The organism is Nocardia glycosmidis (assembly GCF_052545115.1).
Map to the genome: position 1 here is coordinate 217,067 of NZ_JBQWRH010000009.1, position 23,399 is coordinate 240,465.

At 64.7% G+C, this 23,399-nt stretch carries 18 protein-coding genes and 1 pseudogene; 5 read left to right on the forward strand and 14 right to left on the reverse strand.

Annotated elements, in window-relative coordinates; translation table 11 throughout:
- Positions 1 to 29: 29 nt before the first annotated feature.
- The 5 genes from ACT86A_RS14150 to ACT86A_RS14170 form a co-directional block, all read right to left on the reverse strand.
- Positions 30 to 1,532 (reverse strand): class I adenylate-forming enzyme family protein, encoded by a 1,503-nt coding sequence (locus tag ACT86A_RS14150; protein ID WP_445092553.1) that lies wholly within the window; start codon positions 1,530 to 1,532, stop codon positions 30 to 32.
- An 81-nt stretch (positions 1,533 to 1,613) separates the two neighbouring features.
- On the reverse strand, positions 1,614 to 2,516 hold the full coding sequence (locus ACT86A_RS14155; RefSeq protein ID WP_445092554.1) for an SDR family NAD(P)-dependent oxidoreductase: 903 nt from the start codon (positions 2,514 to 2,516) through the stop codon (positions 1,614 to 1,616).
- 431 nt (positions 2,517 to 2,947) lie between these two features.
- On the reverse strand, positions 2,948 to 3,589 hold the full coding sequence (locus tag ACT86A_RS14160; protein ID WP_445092555.1) for a TetR/AcrR family transcriptional regulator: 642 nt from the start codon (positions 3,587 to 3,589) through the stop codon (positions 2,948 to 2,950).
- Between the two features lie 82 nt (positions 3,590 to 3,671).
- The gene (locus ACT86A_RS14165; RefSeq protein ID WP_445092556.1) at positions 3,672 to 4,817 is read right to left on the reverse strand and encodes a thiolase C-terminal domain-containing protein; all 1,146 of its coding nucleotides are present in this window, start codon (positions 4,815 to 4,817) and stop codon (positions 3,672 to 3,674) included.
- The gene (locus ACT86A_RS14170) at positions 4,814 to 5,221 is read right to left on the reverse strand and encodes a Zn-ribbon domain-containing OB-fold protein (protein WP_445092557.1); all 408 of its coding nucleotides are present in this window, start codon (positions 5,219 to 5,221) and stop codon (positions 4,814 to 4,816) included. The genes ACT86A_RS14165 and ACT86A_RS14170 overlap by 4 nt, the downstream gene beginning before the upstream one ends.
- A gap of 312 nt (positions 5,222 to 5,533) precedes the next feature.
- Between ACT86A_RS14170 and ACT86A_RS14175 the strand changes: the two genes are divergently transcribed.
- On the forward strand, positions 5,534 to 6,400 hold the full coding sequence (locus ACT86A_RS14175) for a MaoC/PaaZ C-terminal domain-containing protein (protein ID WP_445092558.1): 867 nt from the start codon (positions 5,534 to 5,536) through the stop codon (positions 6,398 to 6,400).
- Positions 6,401 to 6,541: 141 nt separating this feature from the next.
- Here the strand turns inward: ACT86A_RS14175 and ACT86A_RS14180 are convergent, their stop codons facing one another.
- From ACT86A_RS14180 to ACT86A_RS14195, 4 genes are all read right to left on the reverse strand, one after another.
- Complete coding sequence (locus ACT86A_RS14180; protein ID WP_445092559.1) at positions 6,542 to 6,763, reverse strand: ferredoxin; 222 nt, start codon at positions 6,761 to 6,763, stop codon at positions 6,542 to 6,544.
- Positions 6,760 to 8,001 carry a cytochrome P450 gene (locus tag ACT86A_RS14185; RefSeq protein ID WP_445092560.1) on the reverse strand — a complete coding sequence of 414 codons (1,242 nt, stop codon included), beginning with the start codon at positions 7,999 to 8,001 and terminating at the stop codon, positions 6,760 to 6,762. The genes ACT86A_RS14180 and ACT86A_RS14185 overlap by 4 nt, the downstream gene beginning before the upstream one ends.
- 250 nt (positions 8,002 to 8,251) lie before the next feature.
- Positions 8,252 to 9,502 (reverse strand): NAD(P)/FAD-dependent oxidoreductase, encoded by a 1,251-nt coding sequence (locus ACT86A_RS14190; RefSeq protein WP_445092561.1) that lies wholly within the window; start codon positions 9,500 to 9,502, stop codon positions 8,252 to 8,254.
- Positions 9,499 to 10,923, reverse strand: a complete 1,425-nt coding sequence (locus ACT86A_RS14195; protein WP_445092562.1) for an aldehyde dehydrogenase family protein — start codon at positions 10,921 to 10,923, stop codon at positions 9,499 to 9,501. Before ACT86A_RS14195 ends, ACT86A_RS14190 begins: the two co-directional genes overlap by 4 nt.
- Positions 10,924 to 11,109: 186 nt before the next feature.
- Here ACT86A_RS14195 and fdxA point away from each other — a divergent pair, with 186 nt between their 5' ends.
- Positions 11,110 to 11,442 carry a ferredoxin gene (gene fdxA / locus ACT86A_RS14200; protein WP_445092563.1) on the forward strand — a complete coding sequence of 111 codons (333 nt, stop codon included), beginning with the start codon at positions 11,110 to 11,112 and terminating at the stop codon, positions 11,440 to 11,442.
- Between the two features lie 176 nt (positions 11,443 to 11,618).
- Positions 11,619 to 12,599 (forward strand): patatin-like phospholipase family protein, encoded by a 981-nt coding sequence (locus ACT86A_RS14205; protein WP_445092564.1) that lies wholly within the window; start codon positions 11,619 to 11,621, stop codon positions 12,597 to 12,599.
- Between the two features lie 208 nt (positions 12,600 to 12,807).
- On the opposite strand, the gene ACT86A_RS14210 is transcribed toward ACT86A_RS14205, so the two are convergent.
- The 3 genes from ACT86A_RS14210 to ACT86A_RS14220 form a co-directional block, all read right to left on the reverse strand.
- Positions 12,808 to 14,238, reverse strand: coding sequence for an aldehyde dehydrogenase family protein (locus tag ACT86A_RS14210; RefSeq protein ID WP_445092565.1), 1,431 nt, complete (start codon positions 14,236 to 14,238; stop codon positions 12,808 to 12,810).
- Positions 14,238 to 15,329 (reverse strand): acyl-CoA synthetase family protein, encoded by a 1,092-nt coding sequence (locus ACT86A_RS14215; RefSeq protein ID WP_445092566.1) that lies wholly within the window; start codon positions 15,327 to 15,329, stop codon positions 14,238 to 14,240. The genes ACT86A_RS14210 and ACT86A_RS14215 overlap by 1 nt, the downstream gene beginning before the upstream one ends.
- Before the next feature lie 241 nt (positions 15,330 to 15,570).
- A complete protein-coding gene (locus ACT86A_RS14220) occupies positions 15,571 to 16,506 on the reverse strand; it encodes an NAD-dependent epimerase/dehydratase family protein (protein WP_445092567.1) in 936 nt (311 codons plus the stop codon).
- 149 nt (positions 16,507 to 16,655) lie between these two features.
- Here ACT86A_RS14220 and ACT86A_RS14225 point away from each other — a divergent pair, with 149 nt between their 5' ends.
- Both ACT86A_RS14225 and ACT86A_RS14230 read left to right on the forward strand, forming a co-directional pair.
- Positions 16,656 to 17,339, forward strand: coding sequence for a TetR/AcrR family transcriptional regulator (locus ACT86A_RS14225; RefSeq protein WP_445092568.1), 684 nt, complete (start codon positions 16,656 to 16,658; stop codon positions 17,337 to 17,339).
- A 132-nt stretch (positions 17,340 to 17,471) separates the two neighbouring features.
- Entirely contained in the window at positions 17,472 to 19,136 is a 1,665-nt protein-coding gene (locus tag ACT86A_RS14230; protein ID WP_445092569.1) for a sulfatase-like hydrolase/transferase, read from the forward strand.
- A gap of 34 nt (positions 19,137 to 19,170) precedes the next feature.
- On the opposite strand, the gene car is transcribed toward ACT86A_RS14230, so the two are convergent.
- Both car and ACT86A_RS14240 read right to left on the reverse strand, forming a co-directional pair.
- Entirely contained in the window at positions 19,171 to 22,701 is a 3,531-nt protein-coding gene (car, locus tag ACT86A_RS14235) for a carboxylic acid reductase (protein ID WP_445092570.1), read from the reverse strand.
- 197 nt (positions 22,702 to 22,898) lie between these two features.
- Positions 22,899 to 23,316: pseudogene (locus ACT86A_RS14240) on the reverse strand (VOC family protein).
- Positions 23,317 to 23,399: the final 83 nt, after the last annotated feature.

Here is a 23,399-nt window from a genome sequence, read left to right on the forward strand (position 1 = left end):
TCGCCTGCTCTGCCGCAGGACGGAGGCTGTCAGGCCAACTCGTCCCTCAGCACGTTCTTGCGCACCTTGCCCGAGCCCGTGCGCGGCAGCGCATCGACGACTTTCAAGGTGCGCGGCAGTTTGTAGTAGGCCAGCTCAGCACGACAGAATTCGCGTAGTTCATCGAGGTCCGGGTTGCGGTCGGCGACCGGAACGACCACGGCGGTGACCGTCTCTCCGTACGTATCGTGCGGAAGTCCGATCACCGCAACCTCGAGCACATCGGGATGCCCCGCCAAGACCGATTCGATTTCGGCCGGGTAGACGTTGACGCCGCCGCAGATGATCACATCCTTGAGTCGGCCGACAATCCAGAGGAAGCCATCGCCGTCCATGACTCCGAGGTCGCCGGTCCTGATCCAACCGCCCGGAACGAGCAACTCATCGGTTGCCGCGCGGTTGTTCCAGTATCCCCTCGTCACGGTCGGTCCGCGCTGCAGAATTTCGCCGCTTTCACCCGGGTCTGCCGGTGAGCCGTCGGCGCGGACAACCGCGATCTCGGTATACATGGTCCTGCTGCCAACCGATCCGGCACGCCCATCCGCTTGCTGCGGCAGCAGGTACGTCGACACTCCCCCGGCCTCGGTGAGGCCGTAGCCCTGGTATACCTCGATTCCGTGAGACCGGTATGCCTCGATCAGCGGGAGCTGGACCGGAGCCGTGCCGGTCGCGACAAGGCGCAAGCTCGCCAGCTTTTCGAGCTCGAAGGATTCGTCATGGATCAGCAGGTTCAGGACAGCCGGAACCAGCATCGCCACGGTGATCCGGTGCCGCGAGATCAGCTCCAGCGTTTCGGCGGGCGACCGGTAGCTGGTCAATACGATGGTTCCACCACTGACGAACACCGGCTGAGACAGTGTCACGATGCCACCGGTGAAATAGAGCGGCGCGGTGATGATGTGGATGTCCTGCTGCGCGAAGTCGAAGCTCCGGCTGATCGTCTCCGCGGCGAAGTGGATATTCGAGTGCGTGAACATCGCACCCTTGGGCCGCCCCGTTGTACCAGAGGTATAGAGGATGGCAGCCAGATCATCGAATCCGACCTGCGGAAACCTGGTATCACCAGGCTGTCCCGAATCCGCCGCCGACTCGGCCAGCAGTGGCACCGTGTCCTCGACAGCCAGGAGCGTCAGTCCCGGCACATGGTCGAGACCCGGCTGGACCGCAGAGTCGTGAACAAGCGTTCGCGCGCCGGAATCTTCGATCAGGAAAGCTATTTCGGCATCGGTCAGCTGAAGGTTGATCGGCACAAAGATCGCACCCAACTTTACCGACGCGAAAAAGGTGTAGTAGAACTCCGGCCGATTTCCCATCGAGCACGCGAGACGGTCACCGTGCCCGACGCCTTGGTCGCGCAGCATGTGCGCCCAGCGATTGATCGATTCATCGAAGGATCGCCAGGAGATCGCCTCGCCTTCGAAAATTATCGCCGTACTCTCCGGCTTGACTTCAGCCCAATATTCGATCCACCGCGTGATCGGCGCCGCGATCATTTCATACCTCCTCGGACTCCGCTGAGCCCACTTCACCGCGCGCGTCGGCATTCTGAGTGAAGGCCGCGGTCTGCATAGCCATCAGCCTTCCTCGTCAGCGAAGGCGGGAGGGACGAGCGGCAACTTCGCCGGAGCACGGAAGTTCACCTCGACCAATTCCGACAGGTCGTCCATATCCCAGGAGCCGTGGGTACTCACGACCCGGATCGGCTCCGGAATGTTATAGAGCTCGACCAGAGGTCCGCGGGCACCGACAACCCGTCCGTTGAGCCAGCTCGAGCGTTCGCTGGCGAGATAGGTAGCGATCGGGGCGATGTGTTCGGGTCCGGGCGGACCAGCGTGCATGTGCTCATCCGGAACGGTATCGATCAGTCGGGAAGCGGCGCCCGGGGAGATCGCATTGGTGGTGACGCCGTACCTGCGCAACGCGTTGGCGCACGAGTAGGTCAGCCCGACAATACCCATTTTCGCCGCGGCATAGTTCGGCTGTCCGGCCGAACCGTGCAGACCGGAGATCGACGTGAAGTTGATGATCCGGTTCTGCGCGTTCTCGTCCCGCTGGCTTCGCCAGTATCGAGCGGCCGGCTTGATGGTGTTGTAGTGCCCTTTCAGATGCACCGCGATCACCGCGTCCCAGTCGGCCTCGTCCAGATTGAAGATCATTTTGTCGCGCAGGATGCCCGCGACATTGACCAGGATGTCGAGCCGGCCGTACTGCTCGATAGCCGAGCGGATCATCGCCTCGGCCGCCGCGTGATCGGCGACGTTGGTGTAATCCACGTTCGCCGTGCCACCGGCGGCTCGAATCTCCTCCACTATCGATGCGGCGGGCGTCGTGTCGCTACCGGTGCCGTCGCCTGCGACGCCGAGGTCGTTCACCACCACGGCAGCTCCTTCGCGGGCGTACATCTTCGCGATCTCCGCACCGATGCCACGCCCCGCACCCGTCACGACCGCGACCCGGTCCTTCAACCACTCACCCATGCGTCACCAATCCTCCACTGATTCTCATCGAACTCCCGACATCCGGGCGACGCCCTCCGGGGCTAGAGCCGGTTCAGGGCGCCATCCTAGAATAACGCTCTAATACCTGGTGTGGCAAGGCCCACATTCACATCAGCTGGTCGTTTCCGTCAGCCAGGTAGCGGCCACTAGAGGTAGTGGGAGTACCGGCGCGATGGGCGACGGCAGCGGCAGCCCGGCAGCGTCTCGGGTACGCGCACCGCGCGGACGCCGCCTGGCGCTCACATCCCGGACCTTGGCGTGCGTACGCCGATTCGAACCCCTGAGACGAAGCCACTTCGTCCGTGCCGCGAACAGCGGATCGCTTGGACCGGGAGCCGATCCCGGACTATCGCCGCCGACCGGCTGCGCCGCCGGACGGATGAACCTATGCGCTCACGCGGAAGTACTGGTTATTCGTCCTCGCCGGCCAGCCGCAGAATCAGGCCGGTGAAGTAATCGGCGACCTTCTCCGCGGTCCGCCGGTCCGCGACTTCGACGATCTGCAGCGCCGCGGCGTTGACCAAGCTGGTGACGGCGTAGGCGCTCAAGTCCGGCAGCGGCGGCTCACCGATCGTGAGCCGCCGAGCGCCATGGATGAACCGCAAGACCGCCTCGCGCCGAACTTGCGAGAACCCCGGCGGAACATCGTCGCTGAGCATGATGCGGGAGACTTCACGCAGCCTCCACGTATCCATCAGATGAGCCTTCGCGCCCACTGCGTAGAGAACACCCGGTCGATTCTCACCCGCGGCCCGCGCCTTTTCCGCCGCAGCCGCCGAGGCGGTAGCGTTGCTGCTGAGCACCTCATGAGCGAGCGCCATGAAGACCTCGGCCTTGCCGCCGAACTGATGGTAGATGCTTCCTACGCTCACTCCGGAGGCCTTGACCAGGTCATTGATACTGGTTGCCTCATACCCCTGGGTGCCGAAGAGGACCCTGGCCGCGTCGAGTACCGCTTGTTTGGTAGCCCCCGACTTGGGCCAGCGTCCGGATTTCGCGCGCACCGCAGCGGCTGCGGCAGGCAACGGAAGATCCAGATCCGGCTCTACCATCTCGATACTCCATTCACTGGCGAGCGCATGGCCATCATGCATTCCAGAATGTAATTCTAGAGGCTAACGATCGTCGGAACTGTCAGGGTCGCTGATTCGCGAAGATGATCGAACCTGCGTTCTGGAACATGCCACCGACGCCCTGGGCGAAACTGGTCTCCACGCCCGGCACCTGTGCGGCCGCCTCGCCACGCACCTGCCGAATCGATTCCTGCAGGGCGAACATCCCGTACATCCCGGTATGGGTGTAGGACAGCCCGCCACCGTTGGTGTTCATCGGCAAACACCCACCGGGCGAGGTATGGCCCTCGGCAACGAACGCCCCTGATTCACCTGGCTTCACAAAGCCCAAGTCCTCCAAACCATAGAGCGGGACATGCGCGAATGCGTCGTAGACCATCAGATGATCGATGTCGTCCGGGGCCAAGCCCGCCTCGGCGAACGCCATCGAACTCGAATCCCGGAACGCCCGCGAACTGGCGAAATCGGCCATCTGCGACACGATCGTATGTTCGGAGCTCTCACCCGTCCCCAAGATGTAGGCCGGCTTCGCATCCAGATCCGCCGCACGCTCGGCCGATGTGAGGACGATCGCACCACCGCCATCGGTTACCAGACAGCATTCCAGGGCATGGAACGGATAAGCGATCATCTTCGAGACGAGCACATCCTCGACGGTGATCAAGTCCCGCTTCATGGCTCGCGGATTCTGCGCGGCCCACTTGCGCTGCGCGACCGCCACCGATGCCAACTGCTCGTGGCTGATGCCTCGGTCCTTCATGAAGCGCAGGGCCGGCACCGTGAACATGGATGCGAAACCGGATACGCCGTAAGGGATCTCGAACTGGCCGAGGGAGCTGTTCGCCGGAAAATCGAACGGCTCCATACCGACGCGCGAGCGACCCGATTCGCCGTGTGAGATCAGCACCGCCGTCGCCATCCCGGAAACGATCGCAGCGGCCGCATGCCGGAGATGCAGAAAGTACGAGCACCCTCCGACGCTGGTCGTGTCGACCCACCTGGTGCGAATGCCCAGGTTGTGCGCGATTTCGGTGGCGGAGAAGTTCCCGGTGCTGGCAACACCGTCGATATCCGCGACCGTCAGCCCCGCGTCCCTGATCGCACGCAGCGACGCGTCGAGATTCAGCTGAAGCACCGACATATCCGGCACGACACCGATGCGCTCGGACTCCGCGGCACCGACAACCGCAACCGCCCCCGGTTTCATGCCGTCACCGCCGGCTCGAACACCGGCAGCGCCATGCCGTCACGCTGCTCGAACGTGACGCGCAGCGGCATGTCGAGGACCAGATTTTCCGGCGTGTTCTCGATTCCGACGATATTCGTCATCATCCTCGGTCCTTCCGCCAACTCCACCACCGCCAGCGCGTACGGCGCGCGGTCCTCGAAGCCCGGGGCCGGGCGTTGCAGGATGTTGTACGAGTAGAGCGTCGCGTTGCCCGATGCCCGCACCCACTCCACCGCACCGCCGGTAACGAACGGCGAATACACCCGGGGGTAGAAGAAATACCGGCCGGTGGTCACACAACGCTGAATCCAGAGTTCACCGGCAGCGGCGCCATCCCAGTAGCGCTGCGTCTCCGGCGTCGGCTCGGGCAAGGGGGGCTTCATCGGGTCTCCACTTCCGTCGTAGTTCCACGCCTGGATCGTCGCGCCGTGAGCTGCGCGACCACGTCGGCATCCCGGTCGAAGACGGGATGCCGACCCAAGAGCCGCACCGCCTCGCAGCCCGGGCGGAGCTGTCACATCCAGCGCCAGCTCAACACACCGATTGTAGCATCATACTAGAATCGCACTCTAAGATCGAGCGGAATCCATCGAGCTCAGCCGAAAGCGTCACCCCTTCTAGAGTGTTATTCTAGTATGCAGTACTGGCGACCTGGAACACCGGTGACGCCGACAACACCTTCAAGGGGATGTCTTGTGAAAATCACGTCGGAGCTGGTCGGCACGAAGCTCGAGCCCGCAACCATGAGCTGGAACGGTCGCGATTGCGCTCTGTACGCGCTCGGCATCGGTGCCGGTCAGCAGGACCCACTGCACGAGCTGGAATTCACCGCGGACACGACGCCGAATCGGCAACAAGTGGTGTATCCGACCTTCGGCGTGCTCGCCGGAGCCGAGGTCGGCGTCGGCGGCTTGTTGAGCTTCCTCGGTGACGCGGTCGACACCCGAACGATGCTGCACGGTGAGCAGAAGTGCGAACAACTGAGCCCGTTGCCGGCCCACGCGAATGTGGTAGTCAGCGCGCAGATCTCGGCGGTCTGGGACAAAGGCAGCGCGGCGATCATAGAGACAGTTTCCGAGGTTGCCGACGCCCGGAGCGGCGAGCTCTACTGCCGGTCGACCCAGGCCATGTTCTTCCGCGGCGCGGGCGGCTGGGGCGGCCAGCGCGGCCCGGCGAGCGGCGCCGCGCCCCTTCCGGAACGCGAGCCGGACCGCGCACTGAGTGCGCCAACGCGGCCGGACCAGGCTCTGCTCTACCGGCTCACCGGCGACACCAATCCGCTGCATTTCGACCCGGTTGCTGCCACCCAGGCCGGGTTCCCACGGCCGATCCTGCACGGTCTGTGCACCTACGGCGTCGTCGGACGCACGTTGCTCGCCGAGTACGCCGACTCGGATCCGAGCCGATTCATCGAGTTCGGCGCCAGGTTCAGTACCCCAACGATGCCCGGCGACACGCTGACGATCGACACCTGGCAGGACGGCGGCGAGGTCAGCTTCCTGGTCAAAAGGGACAATGGCGACGTGCTGCTATCCAATGGCTCGTTCGTATTCAAACAGTAGCCACTCGTTCGGTCGGGCCTCGACGTAACCCCAGCGCTCGCGTCGATACGAAAGTCCGTCCCTCCCCTCGGTTCACCGAGGGGAGGGACGGACTTTTTCGAGCAGAGCGAAACGGTTCACACGTCTCTGGTGCGGACCCCGCTAATCCTCGCTGATCTCGATCGCGGCCGAAGGACAAACCCGGACCGCGCGGCGTACCGATTCCTGCAACTCCGCCGGCGGACGCGCGTCGATGACGACGACGATCCCATCTTCGTCGTGACCGAACACAGCTGGGGCCACAGCGGAGCACTGCATCGAACAGACACAGCGGTCATCGTCGGCCGTGACATGTAACGACACTGGTGATGTTCCTTCCATCATCGTGGTTCGAGGATCATCGGCATCTTTTTGATGCCATGGAAGAGATTGCTGGTGATGTACGGCGTATCACCGGTGATCTCATAGTTGGGGTAGCGGCGCAAGAATTCTTCGAAAATGATTCGCAACTCCAGGCGCGCCAGCGGTGCACCGAGACAGAAATGCGGACCGCCACCTCCGAATGCCATCTGCTCATTGGGGTTACGCCGAATATTGAACTTGTCGGGATTTTCGAAGGCCTCCGGGTCACGGTTGGCGGCGGTGTAGAACAAAACCACCCAGTCGCCCTTCTTGATCTGCTTTCCACCGATTTCGGTGTCCTCGGTAGCCGTACGGCGGAAGTGGGTCACAACGCTTCCCCAACGCAGCATCTCCTCGACCGCCGACCGCATGAGCGAGTAATCAGCGGCGAGATCGGCTCGCTGGTCGGGATTATCGAACAAAGCCCGCGTTCCCGCGCTGGCGGTGTTGCGAGTGGTGTCGTTGCCCGCCCCGACGAGGACGAAGAAAACCTCTCGCTGTTGGCGCCAGGTGAGCTTCTCACCGTTTATCTCCGCAGCCATGAGCCGAGATACGAGATCTTCGGTGGGGTTTTCCTCCCGAATCCGCTGCATACGCTCGAGATATTCGAACATTTCGGTAACCGCGGCCGCACCTTTCGCCGAGAACGCGGTCCGCGCTTCGAAGTCGATCACCAGGTCGTCGACGTCCATCACGGCATCGGTCCACTCGCGGATCAGATGCTGGTCCTCCCGCGGGAACCCGAGTAGGTCACCGATGACCTGCACCGGAACAGCGGCGGATATCTCGTGCACGAAGTCGATTTCCTCGTGCTTTCGCGGGGCGAGCGCGTCGAGCAGGGCACAGACCTGTTCGCGGATGACCGACTCGGCTTGGATAACCATCTTGGCCGTGAACGCGCTGCTGACGATTCCACGCATCCATGCGTGGAGCGGGTCGTCGACGCCGAGCATCGCGAAAGTGTCGTAGTCGGTGAAACCGGTTCCGAGCGTCAAGGTCTGGTGGCCCTGGGCGGAGGAGAAGATCTCGGGGTGGCGCGACACGTGCGCGATGTCCTTGTGCCGGGTCAACGCCCAGAACGGATGATCGTGCGTGATGTTGCCGGGAGCGGGTGTGTGCCAATGGACGGGATCGGTCTCCCGCAGCCGTCGCAAGACGGTGTAGGGGTCGCTCATCCACAGCGCGACATCGGTGAGATCTATCGCTTCGATGCGGGTCATATTCGTGTTCCTTGCGATCGAGAAGTTGTGCAGTGCAGCGGCGGTATGCGATATCCCGCCTTATTTTAGATCATTATTCTAGGATGGTTTTCGATTAGACGAAATCAATTGATTCAGATGCGGCGAGAGGTTCCTCGCGACTATCCCATCGCACAATTGACGATGTTCCGTCTGTCGATCGCGGCAATTGCGGGACGCGCATCGCGGCTCGATGCGTATCAATGACGTCCCACAACTGCGGTTCCGCGAATCAGGCGTGGAGGTTCTCGAAGAATTGGATCGCGTCCGACCACGTGGTAGGTGCGGCGATCATAGTTCGCAGTTTCATGATGCGCCGCGATTCGTTGATGGTCAGAGCGCCGACCAGCCTGGATCCGCGACGGTACAGCGCCAGCAGACGTCCTTCTTCGACGCTGCCGGAACAAACCCGGACTTCGTCGGCATCCGGAACGCCGACAAACTGGATTCTATGGTCGTACCAGACACTCCAGTAATACGGAACTGTTCGGTACACGTTCGGCCCCAGACCCAGCGCGTTGCGTGCCGCGTGCGCACCCTGTTCACCGGCACTGGTCCAATTCTCCAACCGCATGGATTGATCGAACATTTCGTTGTGCCAATGTGCCACGTCACCGGCAGCCCATACGTCCGGCACGCTCGACTCGAGGTACCTGTCGCATACCACTCCACGGTCCCAGGCATGCAACTGCACCCCCGAGCCCTCGAGCCATGCGGTTGCTGGCACCGCACCGATACCGACGATCAGTAGGTCGGCGGCCAGTATCGACCCGTCGGCCAGTCGCACCGCGCTGACATTCTGCTGCCCGATGACCTCCTGCACCGCGACACCGGTCAGGGTCCGGATTCCGTTTTTCCGGTGCAGCGTCGTCAACATCGCACCCATGTCGGAGCCGACAGCCCGCACGAGCGGAACAGCAGCGGACTCGATGATCGTCACTTCCGCTCCGAGCTTGTGGCACACAGACGCGACTTCGGATCCGATGAAGCCGCCGCCCACCACCACAACGCGAACACCCGGCTGGATCGCCGCACGGATCGAAACCGCGTCATCCCTGGTACGCAGGACATGGACGCCGCCGAGCTTCGACACGCCTTCGATGGTGCGAGCCGTGGAGCCCGTCGCGATGATCACGCTGTCGTAAACGATGGTGCCCGAGCTCGTGACCAACTCCTTGCGTTCGATATCCAACTGCGTCGCCGCGGTGCCGAGCCGCAGGTCCACGCCGAGTTGACCGGTGAGACCCTCGATGTCGCACAGTGTGGTGTCTTCGGTCTGCCGTTCCAAGAACGCTTTCGACAGTGGCGGCCGGTCGTACGGCAGGTGTGGTTCATCCCCGATCAGCACTATTTTGCCGCGGAAGCCTTCCTTCCGCGCGGTTTCCACGGCGCGCAGACCGGCGAGCGAGGCGCCCACTACCACCAGCGTGCGGCCCTCGTCGAGCAGATCGCCGGAGTTCTCTCGGACACCGTTCGACGTCACGGCCAGCTGCTGCCGATCGCGCGGATCTGGTGGACGACGTGCACGTCGGTGAATTCGTGCAATCCCCAGATGCCGTTTTCCACCCCGATCCCACTCGACTTGACGCCGCCGAAGGGAACGGAGGGCGGAAGCACGATATGGCTGTTGATCCACGTGGTTCCCGCCTCGATCTGCCGGGCCAGTTCGAGACCACGTTGCGGATCGCCGGTCCAAATCGAGGAGCCGAGCCCGAAATGCGAGGCGTTCGCGCGCGCGATCACCTCAGGGACATCGTCGTACGGCAAGACCGGCAGGGCAGGACCGAATTGTTCCTCGGCCACGATGGCCATGTCGTCGGTGACGTCGGTCAGGATGGTCGGTGCGTAGAAGTACCCTGGTCCCGCGAGAGTGGGTCCGCCAGCGGCTACCGTAGCGCCTGCGCCGACCGCATCGGAGACCAACCCGGCTACCCGATCCAGCTGCGGCTTGTTGTTCAAGGGTCCGTATTCCACACCTGCCTCGAGTCCGTTGCCGACCTTGGCCGCATTGGCCTGGTCGACCAGCGCGGCGACCACGTCGCCGTACAGGTTTCGCGGTACATAGGTTCGTTTGACAGCCACGCAGATCTGCCCGGTGTTGACCATGGCGCTGGCGAAGATGCCGGCGGCCACCGTCTGCGGGTCAGCGTCGTCGAGCACGATCGCGGGGTCGTTTCCGCCGAGCTCGAGGGTCACGCGCTTGAGACCCTCGGCCGCCGCGATGGCGACCTTGCGTCCGGTAGCCGTCGAACCGGTGAAACTGATCTTGCGGATAGCCGGGTGCGCGGTGAGCTTCGCACCGAGCGGGTCGAGACCGGAGACGACGTTCAGCACGCCCGGCGGCAACACGTCCGCGAGCACCTCGCCAACCTTGAGCGTCGCCAGCGGAGTGAACGGCGAAGGCTTGAGCACGACCGTGTTGCCCGCCCGCAGCGCCGGGGCGACCTTCCAGAAACCGAGCGCGACCGGAACGTTCCACGGCGTGATCGCCGCTACCGGCCCGAGCGGCTGACGCAGCACCTCCACATAGGCTTTATCGTCATCCTGGAGCACTTCAGCCGGGGTTTCGAGGGTCGCGTAGTATCGCAGCCAGTAGGCGGAGACCGTGAACTCCAAAGCCGCTTGCGACAGCGGCTTACCCTGCTCCTGAGTAAGGATGCGACCCAAATTTTCCGCTTCGGCCTCGAGCCGGTCGGCGGCGCGTAGCATGGCCTCGCGACGAGCCGACTCGTCGGTGCGCCAACTGACATACGCCTTCTCGGCCGCCGCCACGGCCGAGTCGAGTTGGCTGGTCGAGCAATCGGGAGCCTCCGCGAACGGTTGACCAGTGGCCGGATTGATCACCGCGAACGTTGCCTCGCCGGCGACCTGTTCGCCACCGATCGTCATTGAGAAGTTGGGCATGTGTGCTCCCAGAGGTATTTGCTATGAATCTCATTCGCGAACGGGCCGTCCTGCCCGTCCGCACGTGACCCGCTTCACTCTAGAGCATCATTCTAGTATGGTCTACGGAACAGATGAAGTCCTGCGGACTTTTTTCGGGCCACTCGGCAGAACCCGGCCCAGCAGGACCGGTAGGAGGATGGACACATGGCCTACGTGATCGGTGCCGCATGCATCGACGTGACCGACAAGTCCTGCATGGACGAATGCCCGATCGACTGCATCTACGAGGGCGATCGGAAGATGTACATCAATCCGAAGGAATGCATCGACTGCGGGGCATGCCAGCCCGCCTGCCCGGTGGAGGCGATCACCCTCGACCGGAAGACACCCGAAGACCAGAAAGAGTTCGTCGCCGACAACCTGCGTTTCTTCACCGAACCGCTCCCAGGACGCGACGCACCGGTGGGCGCTACGCCTGGAGGAGCCGGCATGATCGGCCGCGTAGGCGTGGATACCGAACTCGTCGCGCGCTACTAACATTTGCCGGGGTGAGCGAGTGCGGCGGGGACGCGGCTGTAGCGAGATTAGAGTAGCCGCATACTCGCGCTCCCGCGGCCGCACAGCGGCACACTCGTGGGCAAGTATTTGCGACGACAAGCCCGGCCCTTGTGGACCGAGGATGTGCCGGGCGGCGATCGAGCGGAGGTAGAGCAATGCCCTATGCGGACCTCGTTCTCGAGGGTGGCGGAGTCAAAGGGATCGCGTTCGTCGGAGCCATCGAAGTACTCCAAGAACGCGGATACGAGTTCAGGCGCGTCGCGGGCACCTCAGCCGGCGCTATCGTCGGAACACTTGTTGCGGCCGGATACTCGGCCGGCGAACTCGTAAGCATCATGCGGTCGGTGGACTACCGAAAGTTCCAAGATGGCGACTTCATGGATCGATTCGCCTTCGGGAAGGCGCTGGGATTGCTCTTCGAGCAGGGGATCTACGACGGAAATTACCTCGAGGAATGGCTGAACGAGCATTTGGCGCAGCGCGGCAAGCGCACCTTCGCCGACTTCGAATACAACGACGACGAGCGGCCTCTTCCGCCCGACAAACAATACAGCTTGGTCGTCATGGCCTCGGATATCAGCCACGGCCGACTATCCCGGCTACCCTGGCAATACGACCGTTACGGGCGCGATCGAGGCACACAGCAAGTCGCTGACGCTGTGCGGGCTTCGATGTCGATCCCGTTCTTCTACACCCCGGTCCAGTGGAACACCACTGGCGGCGAGAAGTCCTGGCTCGTCGATGGCGGTCTGCTGTCGAACTTCCCCATAGATGTGTTCGACGCTCCGGGCGGCACCGAACCGAGGTGGCCCACCCTGGGAATCAAACTGTCCGCGAAACCCGATGCCGCACAAGGAAACGTCAACAAGATCACGAATACCATCAGCATGGGCAAAGCGATCCTGAACACGCTGACCGGCTTTTACGACCGGATACACCTCGACGACCCCGGCGTTGTCGCTCGAACAATATTCGTCGACACCGGCAAGATCAAGGCCACCGACTTCGATCTTTCCCCAGCCGATCAGGACATGCTCTACAAGAACGGGCGCGCGGCTGCCACGAAGTTCCTCGACGGAACAGATACACGGCCACCATGGAACTTCTCGAAATACATCGCCACCTATAGAACCTGAGCGGAATCACAGCCACTCGGCTTTGCCGGCGTCCCCCGGCCCCCTTCGACATCAGTGGAAGCCGTCGAGCTGTAGCCGGCGCAGCTGTTGATGCCGGGGTCCTCGATAGAGGCGGACACCCGAGGTATCTATCCGCGGACCGGCCAACCAGTGTGGCCACAGCGCCCATAAACGGCCCCGATCCGGCCACCTACCCCGGCTCGGTGACCTATTGTCCGGAGAGCGTCGGTAGCGACCGGTGGCTGCCTGCCCCTCCGGACCGGGACGCCGAGCGGATCATTCCCTTGGTACGCATCAGGAATTCGCCGAGGTAGCTGTCATGCGGGACACCGGGACGCAACCAGGTGGTCGGGTTGTCGCCGAGGTAGAGGTTGGTGATGGTCGGCTCGTCCAGCAACGCCTCGATGAGATCGCGGCGCTCGGTCAACGCCGTGAGAACCAGCGAGTGACGCACGGGGGCAACACCCTCCGAGGCCGACCACGGCCCGACCCACACACACGGGAACGCGAGTTCTACCGCGAGTTGCGGCGCACTGCTGCTGTCGACGAGGTGGACTGCGGGACGCAGGACAGCCGCGCCCGGGGACACTTCGTCGACAATGGTATCGCCGCCCAGCAGCGGACGGGCCTCGCCCGCGACCAGGTGCAAATAGTCGTCCATCGCCGTCGCGGATGTGGTGGGCTGGACGGTCAGGATCGCGTCCGGATGCTCGGCGGGCAAACTGGGAATCCGGTCCAGTTCCGCGGCGAGGGCGCGTGCCAGTGGCTCCGGGTCACCCTCGACCAGCACCGTCGTGGTGCAGGTGCAGGCCGTGCCACCGAGATGGCTCACCGATTCGGCGATCAGAGCGACCTTGTCGCGCCAGTCCACATCCGAGGTCACCAGGATCTTCGAGCGTCCCGGCCCCTGGGTGAGCACCCGCGCGCTGCCGCCGTACTTGTCGACCACATCCTGCCCGCCGTAGACGATGGCGAAGTCCGATTCGGCGACCAGCACGTCGGCGGCCGCGTAGTCGGTCGGCAGCAAAGCGATCAGTTCCGGCGGCAACCCCGCCATACGCAAGGCGGCGACCAATCGGAACGCGGTGTACGGTTCCCGCGTCGAGGGCCGCACCGCCACCTTGTAACCGAGAGCTACCGCTTCGGGCCACAGCCCGTGCACCGCAGGCGTGTTCCCAGCGGCGTGCACGGCGAACACGTCCCCCTTCCGGGTCCAGACCGCGCAACCGCGAAGGGTGCGCTCGTCCTGCCAGTCCGCTACCGCGCCCTTCGGCATCGCGCACTCGAGCGTGGCGCGCTGCTCGCGCAGCACGTCCGCGACCCACTGGATCGACTGTCGCACCACCGCCAGCGGCACGCCCGACGCGACGCAGACCAGGTGCGCGTACTCGTCTGGGCCCAGTCCGCCGATCTCCGCTTCCGCGAACAGGTCGGCCGCGCGTTCCAGCACCGTGAACCGCTCGGTGGCAGGCAGCACGGGCGCCTTGCGCATGGCCGCCAGCGCGCGACGCACATACAGCGGCGGGACCTGCGAGATCTCGCCGATCGGCGTGCCGGACAGCGTCGTCAGCGGCTTGCGGTCGCGCGCACGATAACTGCCCTGCGGCCCGAGCGCGTCGATGTGGACGAACTCCTGCATCAGTACACCCCCTCGATCACGTCGGCGCCGCCGAACGATGTCATCGGCGCCACGTCGGCGACCGAACAGCCGACCGCACCCTTCGGCGCCGGAACCTTCATGGCCAGATCGCGTTCCGGATTATTGGGCAGCAGAGCGTATTTCGTGAGGTGGTACATCACGACCTGCCCACGTTCGCCGTAGGCGATGTCGTCGCCGGTCTCCGGGTCGACCACCTCGAACGCGAGGTAGGGACTGGGCGGATCGAAGACGGGCAGCCCGTCCGAGCGCTCCTCGTCGCGCTCGCGGGACATGCCGAGAATAGTGGTGCTGCCGTAGAGCCCTTTGAGGGGAATGCCAGGGAAGATCTCCCGCTGGAAGATGTCACGGGCGTCGGCGTTCATGTGCGCGCCGCTCCAGCAGATGAACTTGATCTTCCGGCGAATCAGCTCCACCAGCTCGTCGCGACCCGCGATCCGTTCCAGCAGCGGCGGCGTGGTGATCAGGATCCCGACCGACTGCGTGGTGAGGATCTGCGCGACCTGGTCGACGACGTGCTCGGCGTAGCGCTCGGTGTTGCCGGTATCGCCGCGTGCGATCATCTGCTTGATCCAGCGCGGATCGAGATCGATGGTGAAGTGGACGCCGTCGTGCCGGCGCGCTCGCCGCTGGGCGAACTCGCCGAACATGTGCGGGCCGCTCGGTACCACGGCGAGGGTGTTCACGGTGCCGAGGTCGGCGTAGTGGTGCTCATCCCAGCTGAGCGCGAACTCCATCCAGCGGTCGAACATGACGAACCGCTTCGGCGCGCCTGTGGTGCCCCCACTCTCGTAGATGCCCGCGATGTCACGGTCGGCGCCCTGCAACCCGCGTGGAATCAGGTCCTCCACGGGGACGGTGCGGAACTCATCGATGACATTGGGGAATCGGCGCAGATCCGCGAATATGCGGATGTCGGCGATCGGATCGAAGTCCAGCGTCCGCGCCCGGCGCAGCCAGTACGGGCTACCCGTCTCCGCACTGAAATGCCATGCGATTACCGCACGCAGGTATTCCTCCGTGTCGATTATCGCGTCGTCGTGCGCGGCGAGGTCCAGAATTGCGGGGCGCATGTGCGGCCTCCAGTAATGTGCCCCGAGTCGGGGTTTCAGCTCGAACGCGGCAATCTTCTCCCGTCCTCGCCGACCACAAACGCCGCACCGCGTACTTCGATCCGCCGATAGGCCGCTCTTATGGAGCGCACTCGCCCGCGGCCTCGTGCCCTATGGCGGTACGGGACCTGCACCGTGGGCGCAGGTCACAGACCCATCATTGCCGCGAACTTCCGGCCGTCATCGCCGCGGTCGCGTCGGTTCAGTGCAGGACCGATTCGGCGCGCCGGTCGGCGATGGTGTCGCGCAGCGCATCCGCGGTCGGGGTCGGCTCGATGCCGAATGCGGCAGTGGCAGCTGAGGAGTCGATGATGAACGGGCGATCGAACTGGTAGCGCAGCTCGCCCAGCTCACGGGCGTCGGGAGCGAAAAGTCCGGCGGCCCAGAGCATCGCGGCGGGCATTCGGGCAACGCGCGCGGGTGCAGCGTCGGCGACCGTCGCCGCCAGTCCGGCCAGCTCACGGATGGACATCGGCGGCGCCGTAGGCGTGTGCCACGCTCGGCCCCAGGCATTTTCGTCATCCGCTACCGCGACCAGAGTACGCGCAGTGTCACCGACATCGGTCCAGCTGTGCGCGACATCCAGATCGGCGGGAAACAGCACCCGGCGGCCGGCGAGCACGGCGGGCAGCGCCATGACGGTGAAAATCGATTTCGCCCCAGCACCCAGGTAATCCGACCCGCGCACCTCGGCGAAACGGATCCGGCCCGCCTGGTGGGCGGCCAGGGCCTCGGCCCACAATTGCACCCGCAACCGCCCCTTTTTGCTGTTGGGGCGCAGTGGCTGCCGCTCGCTGATCGGCCCGTCGACCTGCCCGTAGCCGTACAAGTTTCCGACGCTGAGCAACGCGGCGCCGGTCACCTCGGCCGCCTGCAGCACGGCGGCGGCGAGCGGCGGGAAGTCGGTGGTCCAGCGGTGGTACGGCGGCTGAGCGCATTGGAAGACGACGCCCGCGCCGGTGCAATGCCGGCTCAACGCCGCGGCATCCGTCGCGTCGGCGGCGATGCGTTCGATCAGCTGATGATCAGGGCCGTGACCGCGCCGGGTGATCAAGCGCACCTGGTCACCGCGCGCGGCAAGCAGCTGCGCGGTGGCCGATCCGACCGGACCGGCTCCGATAACGACATACCGGGACATGGCAATCCATTCTGTCGAGCGTTCCGTTTCGAGAACGCTGTTCTCTCTCGCGGACGAGCATAGTTGCGAACATCAATCCGAGTCAAGAACACTGTTCACATCCCGCGCATACGTTCTCTCAACACTTGGCTGTTCTCTATACTTCGGGCATGTCCGCCCCGTCGCTGCGCGCACGCGTCCGCTCCGAGATGACCGAGGAGATCAAGGCGGCCGCGCGCAGGCGTTTGGCGATGGATGGCACCAACCTCTCCCTACGCGGGGTGGCGCGCGACCTGGGCATCGTCGCGTCTGCGCTCTACCGGTACTTTCCGAGCCGCGACGATCTGTTGACCGCCCTGATCATGGAGGCCTACCAGGCGCTCGCCGACACCGCCGACACCGCCGACGCGACAAGCTCCGGCGCCGATCCCCGCACTCGGTGGCTTGCGGTGTGCCATTCCGTGCGGGACTGGGCACTGGCGCATCCGGCCGAATACGGTCTGCTCTACGGCAGTCCGGTGCCCGGTTACGACGCACCGGATGACACCGTCGCGCCTGCGGCGGCGGTCGTCTTCCGGCTCGTCGCGATCGCGCAGGCAGGCGCGAAAGAGCTGACGCCGCCGCTTCCGACTCCGCTGCCCGCACCCGTGCGCGCCGACCTGCGCCGCCTCATCGAGCAGCAATCCTCCGACCTGCCCGAGGAGGTGCTCGACCGGGTTTTCGTCGCGTGGACCCACCTGTTCGGCCTGCTCAACTTCGAAATCTTCGGCCGCCTCGACAGCACCATCGAAGCCCGCGCCGAGTACTTCACCCACCACATGAGCCTGATGGCGGATCTGGTGGGCCTGCGGTAGCAGGTCCGGCTCGGCAACGGCGTGTCTGCGGCGCTTCGGAGCGGACCGACCGCCGGGCGGCGATACGGTGACAGCACCGAGATACGCCGCGTTCCATTCGATGGCCGAACATCACTCATTCGTGGAGGAACATTGCCGAGCTCGTTCACTCGAAGGGGATTTCTGACCAGCGCGGCCACCTCGGCAACGGCCGCGGCTGCCTTCTCCAGCGGGGCCGCCCCCGGCAAAGCGCGAGCGGACCTCGATCCGGATAAACCGAACATCCTGATCGTCATCGTGGACGAGATGCGCACCCCCATGTGGTTTCCCGCCCAGGAAACATTGGATAGCGTACTGCCGAATATTGCCCGGATCCGCGCGGGCAGTGTGTCATTCGAGCACCACTACACCGCCGCCAACGACTGCACACCAGCACGCGGTTGCCTGCTGACCGGCCTCTACTCGCAGCAGACCGGCGTCATGGTCGTGTCGGAGTCGACGCTGACACCGTTGTTCCCGACCTGGGGGTCGATGCTGCGCGAACACGGGTACGACACCACCTACTGGGGCAAGTGGCATCTCGGTAGCTACCCGGATCGCACGCCGGGCGCGCTGGAGGCGTACGGCTTCCGCGGCGGCACCTATCCCTCCCCCAACGGCGCGCCGGGCCAAGGGTTGCAAGCGGATCCGAAGATCGTGGACCAATTCACCGACTGGTTCCACAACGACTCCGGTGCCGCACCGTGGTGTACCACCGTGTCGTTGGTCAATCCGCACGATATCCAGTGGTGGCCGCGCTGGACCCGGCGCGACCAATTCAACGCCGATATCCCGCGCTGGGTGAACGACCTGCCACCCAATTTCGAATCACTCGACCAGCTGTCGAAGAAGCCACGCTTGCAGATGGCGCTGGTCGAGGTCTCGGCTGTGGCGTTCGGGCCGGCGCCGTACGGCACGCCGGAAGCCATGCACGCCTGGATCGACATGCGCAACCTCTATCTCTGGGCTCAGCAGCAAGTCGATATCCAGATCGGGCGCGTGCTCGACACCCTGTACTCCCGTCCGGACGTCGCGGCGAACACCGTCATCGTCTTCACCTCCGACCACGGTGACTACGCCGGTTCGCACGGCCTGCACGGCAAAGGCGGCGCCGCCTACGACGAGGCGCTGCGCGTTCCGCTCTACGTCCACGATCCGCGCGGTTACCTCAGCCCGGTCACGGGAACGAGCACCCGGACCCAGCTCACCTCCAGCGTCGACTTCACGCCATTGCTGCTCACCATCGCCACCGGCGCAGACGCCTGGCGCGGCGACGGACGCTACGAACATCTGAGCGGACGACTCGACCTGGCCGCGCTCTGCCGTAACGCGGGCGCCGCGGGCCGGCCCTGGGTCGCGCACACCACCGACGAGGCCTCGATCGAAGAGGCCGCGATCCTGTTCAACGAGAACGCACCTGGTCACGTGGCAATGGTGCGCACCGCCGACGCGAAGTTCGCTTCCTACTCGCAGTGGGTGCGCGGTCAGATCCAGATCGATACGGCGCGCGAGCAGGAATTCGAACTCTACGACTACAGCACCGACGGCGGCCGACTCGAGCTCGACAACCAGGCCGCGAGCGGCAATCCGTTGCGCGGCGAGATGGCGTCGCTGCTCGAGAACGTCATCCGGACCGAGATCCAGCAGCCGCTGCCACCCTACCTGCGGGCCGCCCAAGAAGAAGGTATCGGCGACTACATCTCAGCTCAGACGAACGTCTTGATCCAAGCCGAGCGGATCGGTAAGGCCCTGCTGGATCTCGTGCCCAGCTCCTCCTAGCATTTCGATGGCGGTCGGTCGGATGAAGGGACAACTACACCAGGCTCCGCAGTCTCAGATCGGTGCCGTATTTCTCGATCAGTTCGCGGGATATCTGCGGAATATCGTGGACGGGACCGATTTCCGCGGTCCGGACGGCGGCGCGGAACTTCTCGGCGGACAATACGGAGCCGCGAACGGCAGGGGCGGGGCTGCGGTAGGCGTGCAGGAGCGGCAGCACTGACGCTTGGCGCTGTTTTTCCGGCAGTGCCCGCAGCGCGGTCTCGAAACGGGTGAACCACTCGTCGTAGTCGGCGATCCGCTCGATCCGGTAACCGGCGGCGTTCAGCCAGTTGACGAACTCATCGAGCGAGCGGCCGTCGTCGTGTGGGTTGAGAACGTCGAAACTCCGGAAGCCGGTGGTGGCCGTCGCACCCAGAGCGGTGATCGCCGCGGCGGTGAAGTCGACGGGCAGGCCGTCGTAGTGGGCGCGCGCACGGTGACCGTTGGCGTCGGTGCGGTAGAAGGAGAACGGCGCGATCCCCGTAACGATCAGGCTCAGCAACAGTCGAGTGAACATATCCGGCACGTTGAGCTGGCCGGCGTAGCGGCTGTCGGCGAGGATCATGTCCGACCGGAACACCGTCACGGGCAGGCCGCACAGGTCGTTGGCCTCGCGCAGCAGCACCTCCCCTGCCCACTTGCTGTTGCCGTAGCCGTTGGCGTAGCTGTCGTCGACGGCCCGTACCGGACTGATCTCGCGAATGTCGCCGTCTTCGGTGAAGACGTCCGGATCGATCTGGGTGGCCACCGCGACGGTCGACAGATAGGTGAACGGCTTGAGCCGGGTGGTGAGGGCGAGGCGGATCAGTTCGGCGGTGCCGACCACGTTCGGGCCGAATAGTTGCCGGTACGGCAGGACATGGTTGACCAGCGCCGCGGGATGCACGATCCGGTCCACGCGCTCGGCCAGCTCGTGCCATGCCCGGTCGTCCAAGCCCAGCCGCGGGTCCCCGATGTCGCCAGGGATCACCTCCAGGTGCGCGGCAGCCAGCGCCTGGAAATCCTGGATCAGCGCTGGATCTCCACTGTCGAAGGCACTGCCGAGGCGCTTGCGGGCCGCGGCCTCGTCGGCGCCCCGGACCAGGCATATGAGCGTGCCCCCGTCCTCGTGCATCAGCCGCAGCCACTCCAGGCACAGGAAACGCCCGAGATAGCCGTTCGCGCCGGTGAGCAGCACCGTGCGCGCCGTGCCGGAGGGGCCAGGAAGTGTCGGCGCGGCGGCGAGGGTGCGGGCGTCGAGGAACTTGTCGAGTGTGAGGTCGGCGGCGCGAAGCTGCGCCCCGGCACCGTGCACGGCGCTGAACGCAGTGACCCGGCCACCCGAATCACGCTCAGCCGCAATATAGTTCGCCACTTCGCGCAGCCCGTTGGCCGGGCTGATCACGACCGATACCGGCACCTCGACACCGAAGATCTCCCCCAGCAGGTTCGACAGCGACAGCGCCGAGAGCGAGTCGCCACCGAGATCGGTGAAGTGCGCGTCGGCCGGCAGATCGGCGCCGACAGCACCCAGCACGGCGATCGCCGCCCGCCGCACCGTCGCCGGCACCGGCAGTTCGCCCGCCGCGCGACGCAGATCGAGCAGTACGTTCGCCTGTCCGGCGGACAATTCGGCGTACAGCTGCTGCAAGCGCGGCTCGTAGCGCTCTTTCAGCTTGGGTCGCAACAACTTTCCGATACCGCTCAGCAATCCGTTGGCGGAGGTGAACGGCTCGGGCTCGATCAGGAAGTCGCGCGGGATCTCGTAGGACTGTAGGTCGGCGTCCTTGGCCAACTGTCGCAGCGACTCGTTCAGCGCCTCCTTCGCCTTCTCGAGGTCGCCCCAACCCAGGACGTCCTCGGTCGGAACGATCACAGCGAGCGGATAGGCGCGTTCACTGCTGCCGTACACGAAGATCTGCCGGATCAACGGGCTGGTCGCGTAGACGGCTTCCAGATGCGCAACCGCGACGAACTCGCCCTGCGAGAGCTTCAGGACGTTGTTGCGCCGATCGAGGTAAGCCAGCCGGTCCGGCGCGAGCTCGGCGACAACGTCACCGGTCTTGTAGAAGCCGTCGGAGTCGAAGATCTCGGCGGTGACCTCCGGCCGTTTGTAGTAGCCCGGAATCAGGGTGGTGCACTTCAACAGCAGCTCGCCACGTGGATGTGGTCGGTCGGTGCGGAAGTATCCCAGCTCGGGCACGTCCACGAGCTTGTACTCGAGCACCGGTGGGCGCTGCACCTGGTTGTCTACGATGACGGCGCCGCCCGCCTCGGTGGACCCGTATCCGTCGTGCAACTCCAGGTCGAGAACCGACTCGATGAACGATTTCATCTCCGCCGACACCGGGGCGCTCCCAACGCCGGCCATGATCATCCGTCCGCCGAGGAAATTTTCGCGCAGTTCGGTTTTCACCTCCGCTTCCAGCGCGACCCGGTCGGTGCTCGGTCCGCCACGCCGATCCATCTCGCTCTGAAAACGCTGGAAGACCAGGTCACATACCCGCGGGACGAAGAACAGCTCCGTCGGCCGGGCCAGCGCGATGTCGTCGAAAAGGGTCGACATGTCACTCTTGGCCGCGAAGTACGCGGTGCCGCCGCGCGCCAGCACGTTGGTCAGCGACACGCGGCCTGCGATATGACTCATCGGCATATAGTTCAGATTGATCGCGGCGACGTCCGGGCGATCCAGCCACTTATTGATGACCTGCCGGTTCAGCCACGGCGAAGTGGCCAGCCGCTCGGTGTACATCGCCCCTTTCGGCCTTCCGGTACTCCCGGAGGTGTAGATCAGCAGCGCCAGCGGGTCCGCGCCCGGCTCGGCGACGAAGAGCGGCGCGGGCGGCAGCAGCCTGCCGCGCGCGAGCACCTCGTCGAGCGATTCGACTCGGACCGGGCTACCCGCATCGGCAAGCCGGGCACGGGCCGCGTCGACCGCCGCGCGCTGATCGTCGTCGCCGGGGTGGTAGTCGAAGACCACCAGCCGTCGCGGCGCGGGGTTCGACAAGACGGACGTCACGGCCGCGTCCAGCAGTTGCGGTGTCGCGGCGAGCAGACGCGGCGTGGTCTCCTCGATGATCGCGGTCAGCTGTGGCACGGGTGCACCGGATTGCAGGGGAACCGCGACCAGGCCTAGATGCGCGCAGGCCAGGTCGAGGGTGGTGTAATCACTGCTGGTGAAGCCGAGCACGGCGACAAAATCGCCCGCGTTCAGCGGGTTCTGTGGATCACCGTGCCACGCGGCGGCTACCGCGCGCACGCGCTCCCACAGCTCGCCGTAAGTGATGGTCTGGAAACGCGGCAGCAGTGTCAGCCTCGCCCGGCCGCGGTCGTCGGTATGCGGCTCGCTCGCGCGTTGCCCGAGAGCCGGCCGATCGGCGTACCCCACCATGATCGTCTCGATGATCCGAGCGAGTCCGATGCCGGGTTCACAGATCTGTTCGGCGATCTCCGCGCGCGGTGTGGCGTTGCGAATATCGTCGTTTTCGGCGTAAAGCCGGGTAATGCGGCTGAGGAGCCGCTCATCGATTTTTTCGGTCTCCACGGCGACCTCCCTTTTTTCAGGAAAACGCCCTCCCGAACACCACGCTAGCTCGCCTGAACAGCACGGTCAGGAAATAGCTCCACTCAGCGTCTGTAAACACCGGGCAAAATGCCTGAAATGTCCCGAATATGACGGAATTCCGCTGCGGCACACGGCCGGCCTGCCCGGCTCTGCCCGCACCTCCTCGTCGGCCCCGCTCACGCGAGGCAGAACTCGTTGCCTTCCGGGTCGCTCATGGTTACCCATGTATAGGGCCCTTGCCGACCCTCGTGCAGCACCTCGGCTCCCATGCCGACGAGTCGTTCCACCTCAGCTGCCCTGCGGTCCGACCCCACCCGAATGTCCAGATGCATACGGTTCTTGACCGTCTTCGCCTCGGAGACGAGCTGGAAGAGGACGCGCGGCCGACCAGGATGGCGGATGGCTGTCCCAACCTTCCATACCAGCTTGCCTCGATGTGTCGTGGTGTCTTCGTCGGACGCGTGCCCCTGAGTGACCATGCTCCGGATGAATTCCTCATCTTGCGGCTCGACCTCCCAGCCCAGCGCCTCCGCCCACCAATCGGCAAGCGTGTGGGGGTCCGCGCAGTCGACGAACTTGAAACTCGTATCCCATACCCGGAACGCTGGTCACCTTCGAATCATCGCGACGCAAACCGTCGCGCCCGGATGCCGCCACCCGCCATGCTCGGAACGGGT

What these genes read in the sequence shown, in the direction of transcription:
- ACT86A_RS14220 (WP_445092567.1), bottom strand. Translation starts at nt 16,506, where the DNA reads ATGTCCCGGTATGTCGTTATCGGAGCCGGTCCGGTCGGATCGGCCACC.
- ACT86A_RS14150 (WP_445092553.1), bottom strand. Translation starts at nt 1,532, where the DNA reads ATGATCGCGGCGCCGATCACGCGGTGGATCGAATATTGGGCTGAAGTC.
- ACT86A_RS14170 (WP_445092557.1), bottom strand. Translation starts at nt 5,221, where the DNA reads ATGAAGCCCCCCTTGCCCGAGCCGACGCCGGAGACGCAGCGCTACTGG.
- ACT86A_RS14195 (WP_445092562.1), bottom strand. Translation starts at nt 10,923, where the DNA reads ATGCCCAACTTCTCAATGACGATCGGTGGCGAACAGGTCGCCGGCGAG.
- ACT86A_RS14155 (WP_445092554.1), bottom strand. Translation starts at nt 2,516, where the DNA reads ATGGGTGAGTGGTTGAAGGACCGGGTCGCGGTCGTGACGGGTGCGGGG.
- ACT86A_RS14180 (WP_445092559.1), bottom strand. Translation starts at nt 6,763, where the DNA reads ATGATGGAAGGAACATCACCAGTGTCGTTACATGTCACGGCCGACGAT.
- ACT86A_RS14160 (WP_445092555.1), bottom strand. Translation starts at nt 3,589, where the DNA reads ATGGTAGAGCCGGATCTGGATCTTCCGTTGCCTGCCGCAGCCGCTGCG.
- ACT86A_RS14165 (WP_445092556.1), bottom strand. Translation starts at nt 4,817, where the DNA reads ATGAAACCGGGGGCGGTTGCGGTTGTCGGTGCCGCGGAGTCCGAGCGC.
- ACT86A_RS14210 (WP_445092565.1), bottom strand. Translation starts at nt 14,238, where the DNA reads ATGCAGGAGTTCGTCCACATCGACGCGCTCGGGCCGCAGGGCAGTTAT.
- ACT86A_RS14205 (WP_445092564.1), top strand. Translation starts at nt 11,619, where the DNA reads ATGCCCTATGCGGACCTCGTTCTCGAGGGTGGCGGAGTCAAAGGGATC.
- ACT86A_RS14215 (WP_445092566.1), bottom strand. Translation starts at nt 15,329, where the DNA reads ATGCGCCCCGCAATTCTGGACCTCGCCGCGCACGACGACGCGATAATC.
- ACT86A_RS14225 (WP_445092568.1), top strand. Translation starts at nt 16,656, where the DNA reads ATGTCCGCCCCGTCGCTGCGCGCACGCGTCCGCTCCGAGATGACCGAG.
- fdxA (WP_445092563.1), top strand. Translation starts at nt 11,110, where the DNA reads ATGGCCTACGTGATCGGTGCCGCATGCATCGACGTGACCGACAAGTCC.
- ACT86A_RS14185 (WP_445092560.1), bottom strand. Translation starts at nt 8,001, where the DNA reads ATGACCCGCATCGAAGCGATAGATCTCACCGATGTCGCGCTGTGGATG.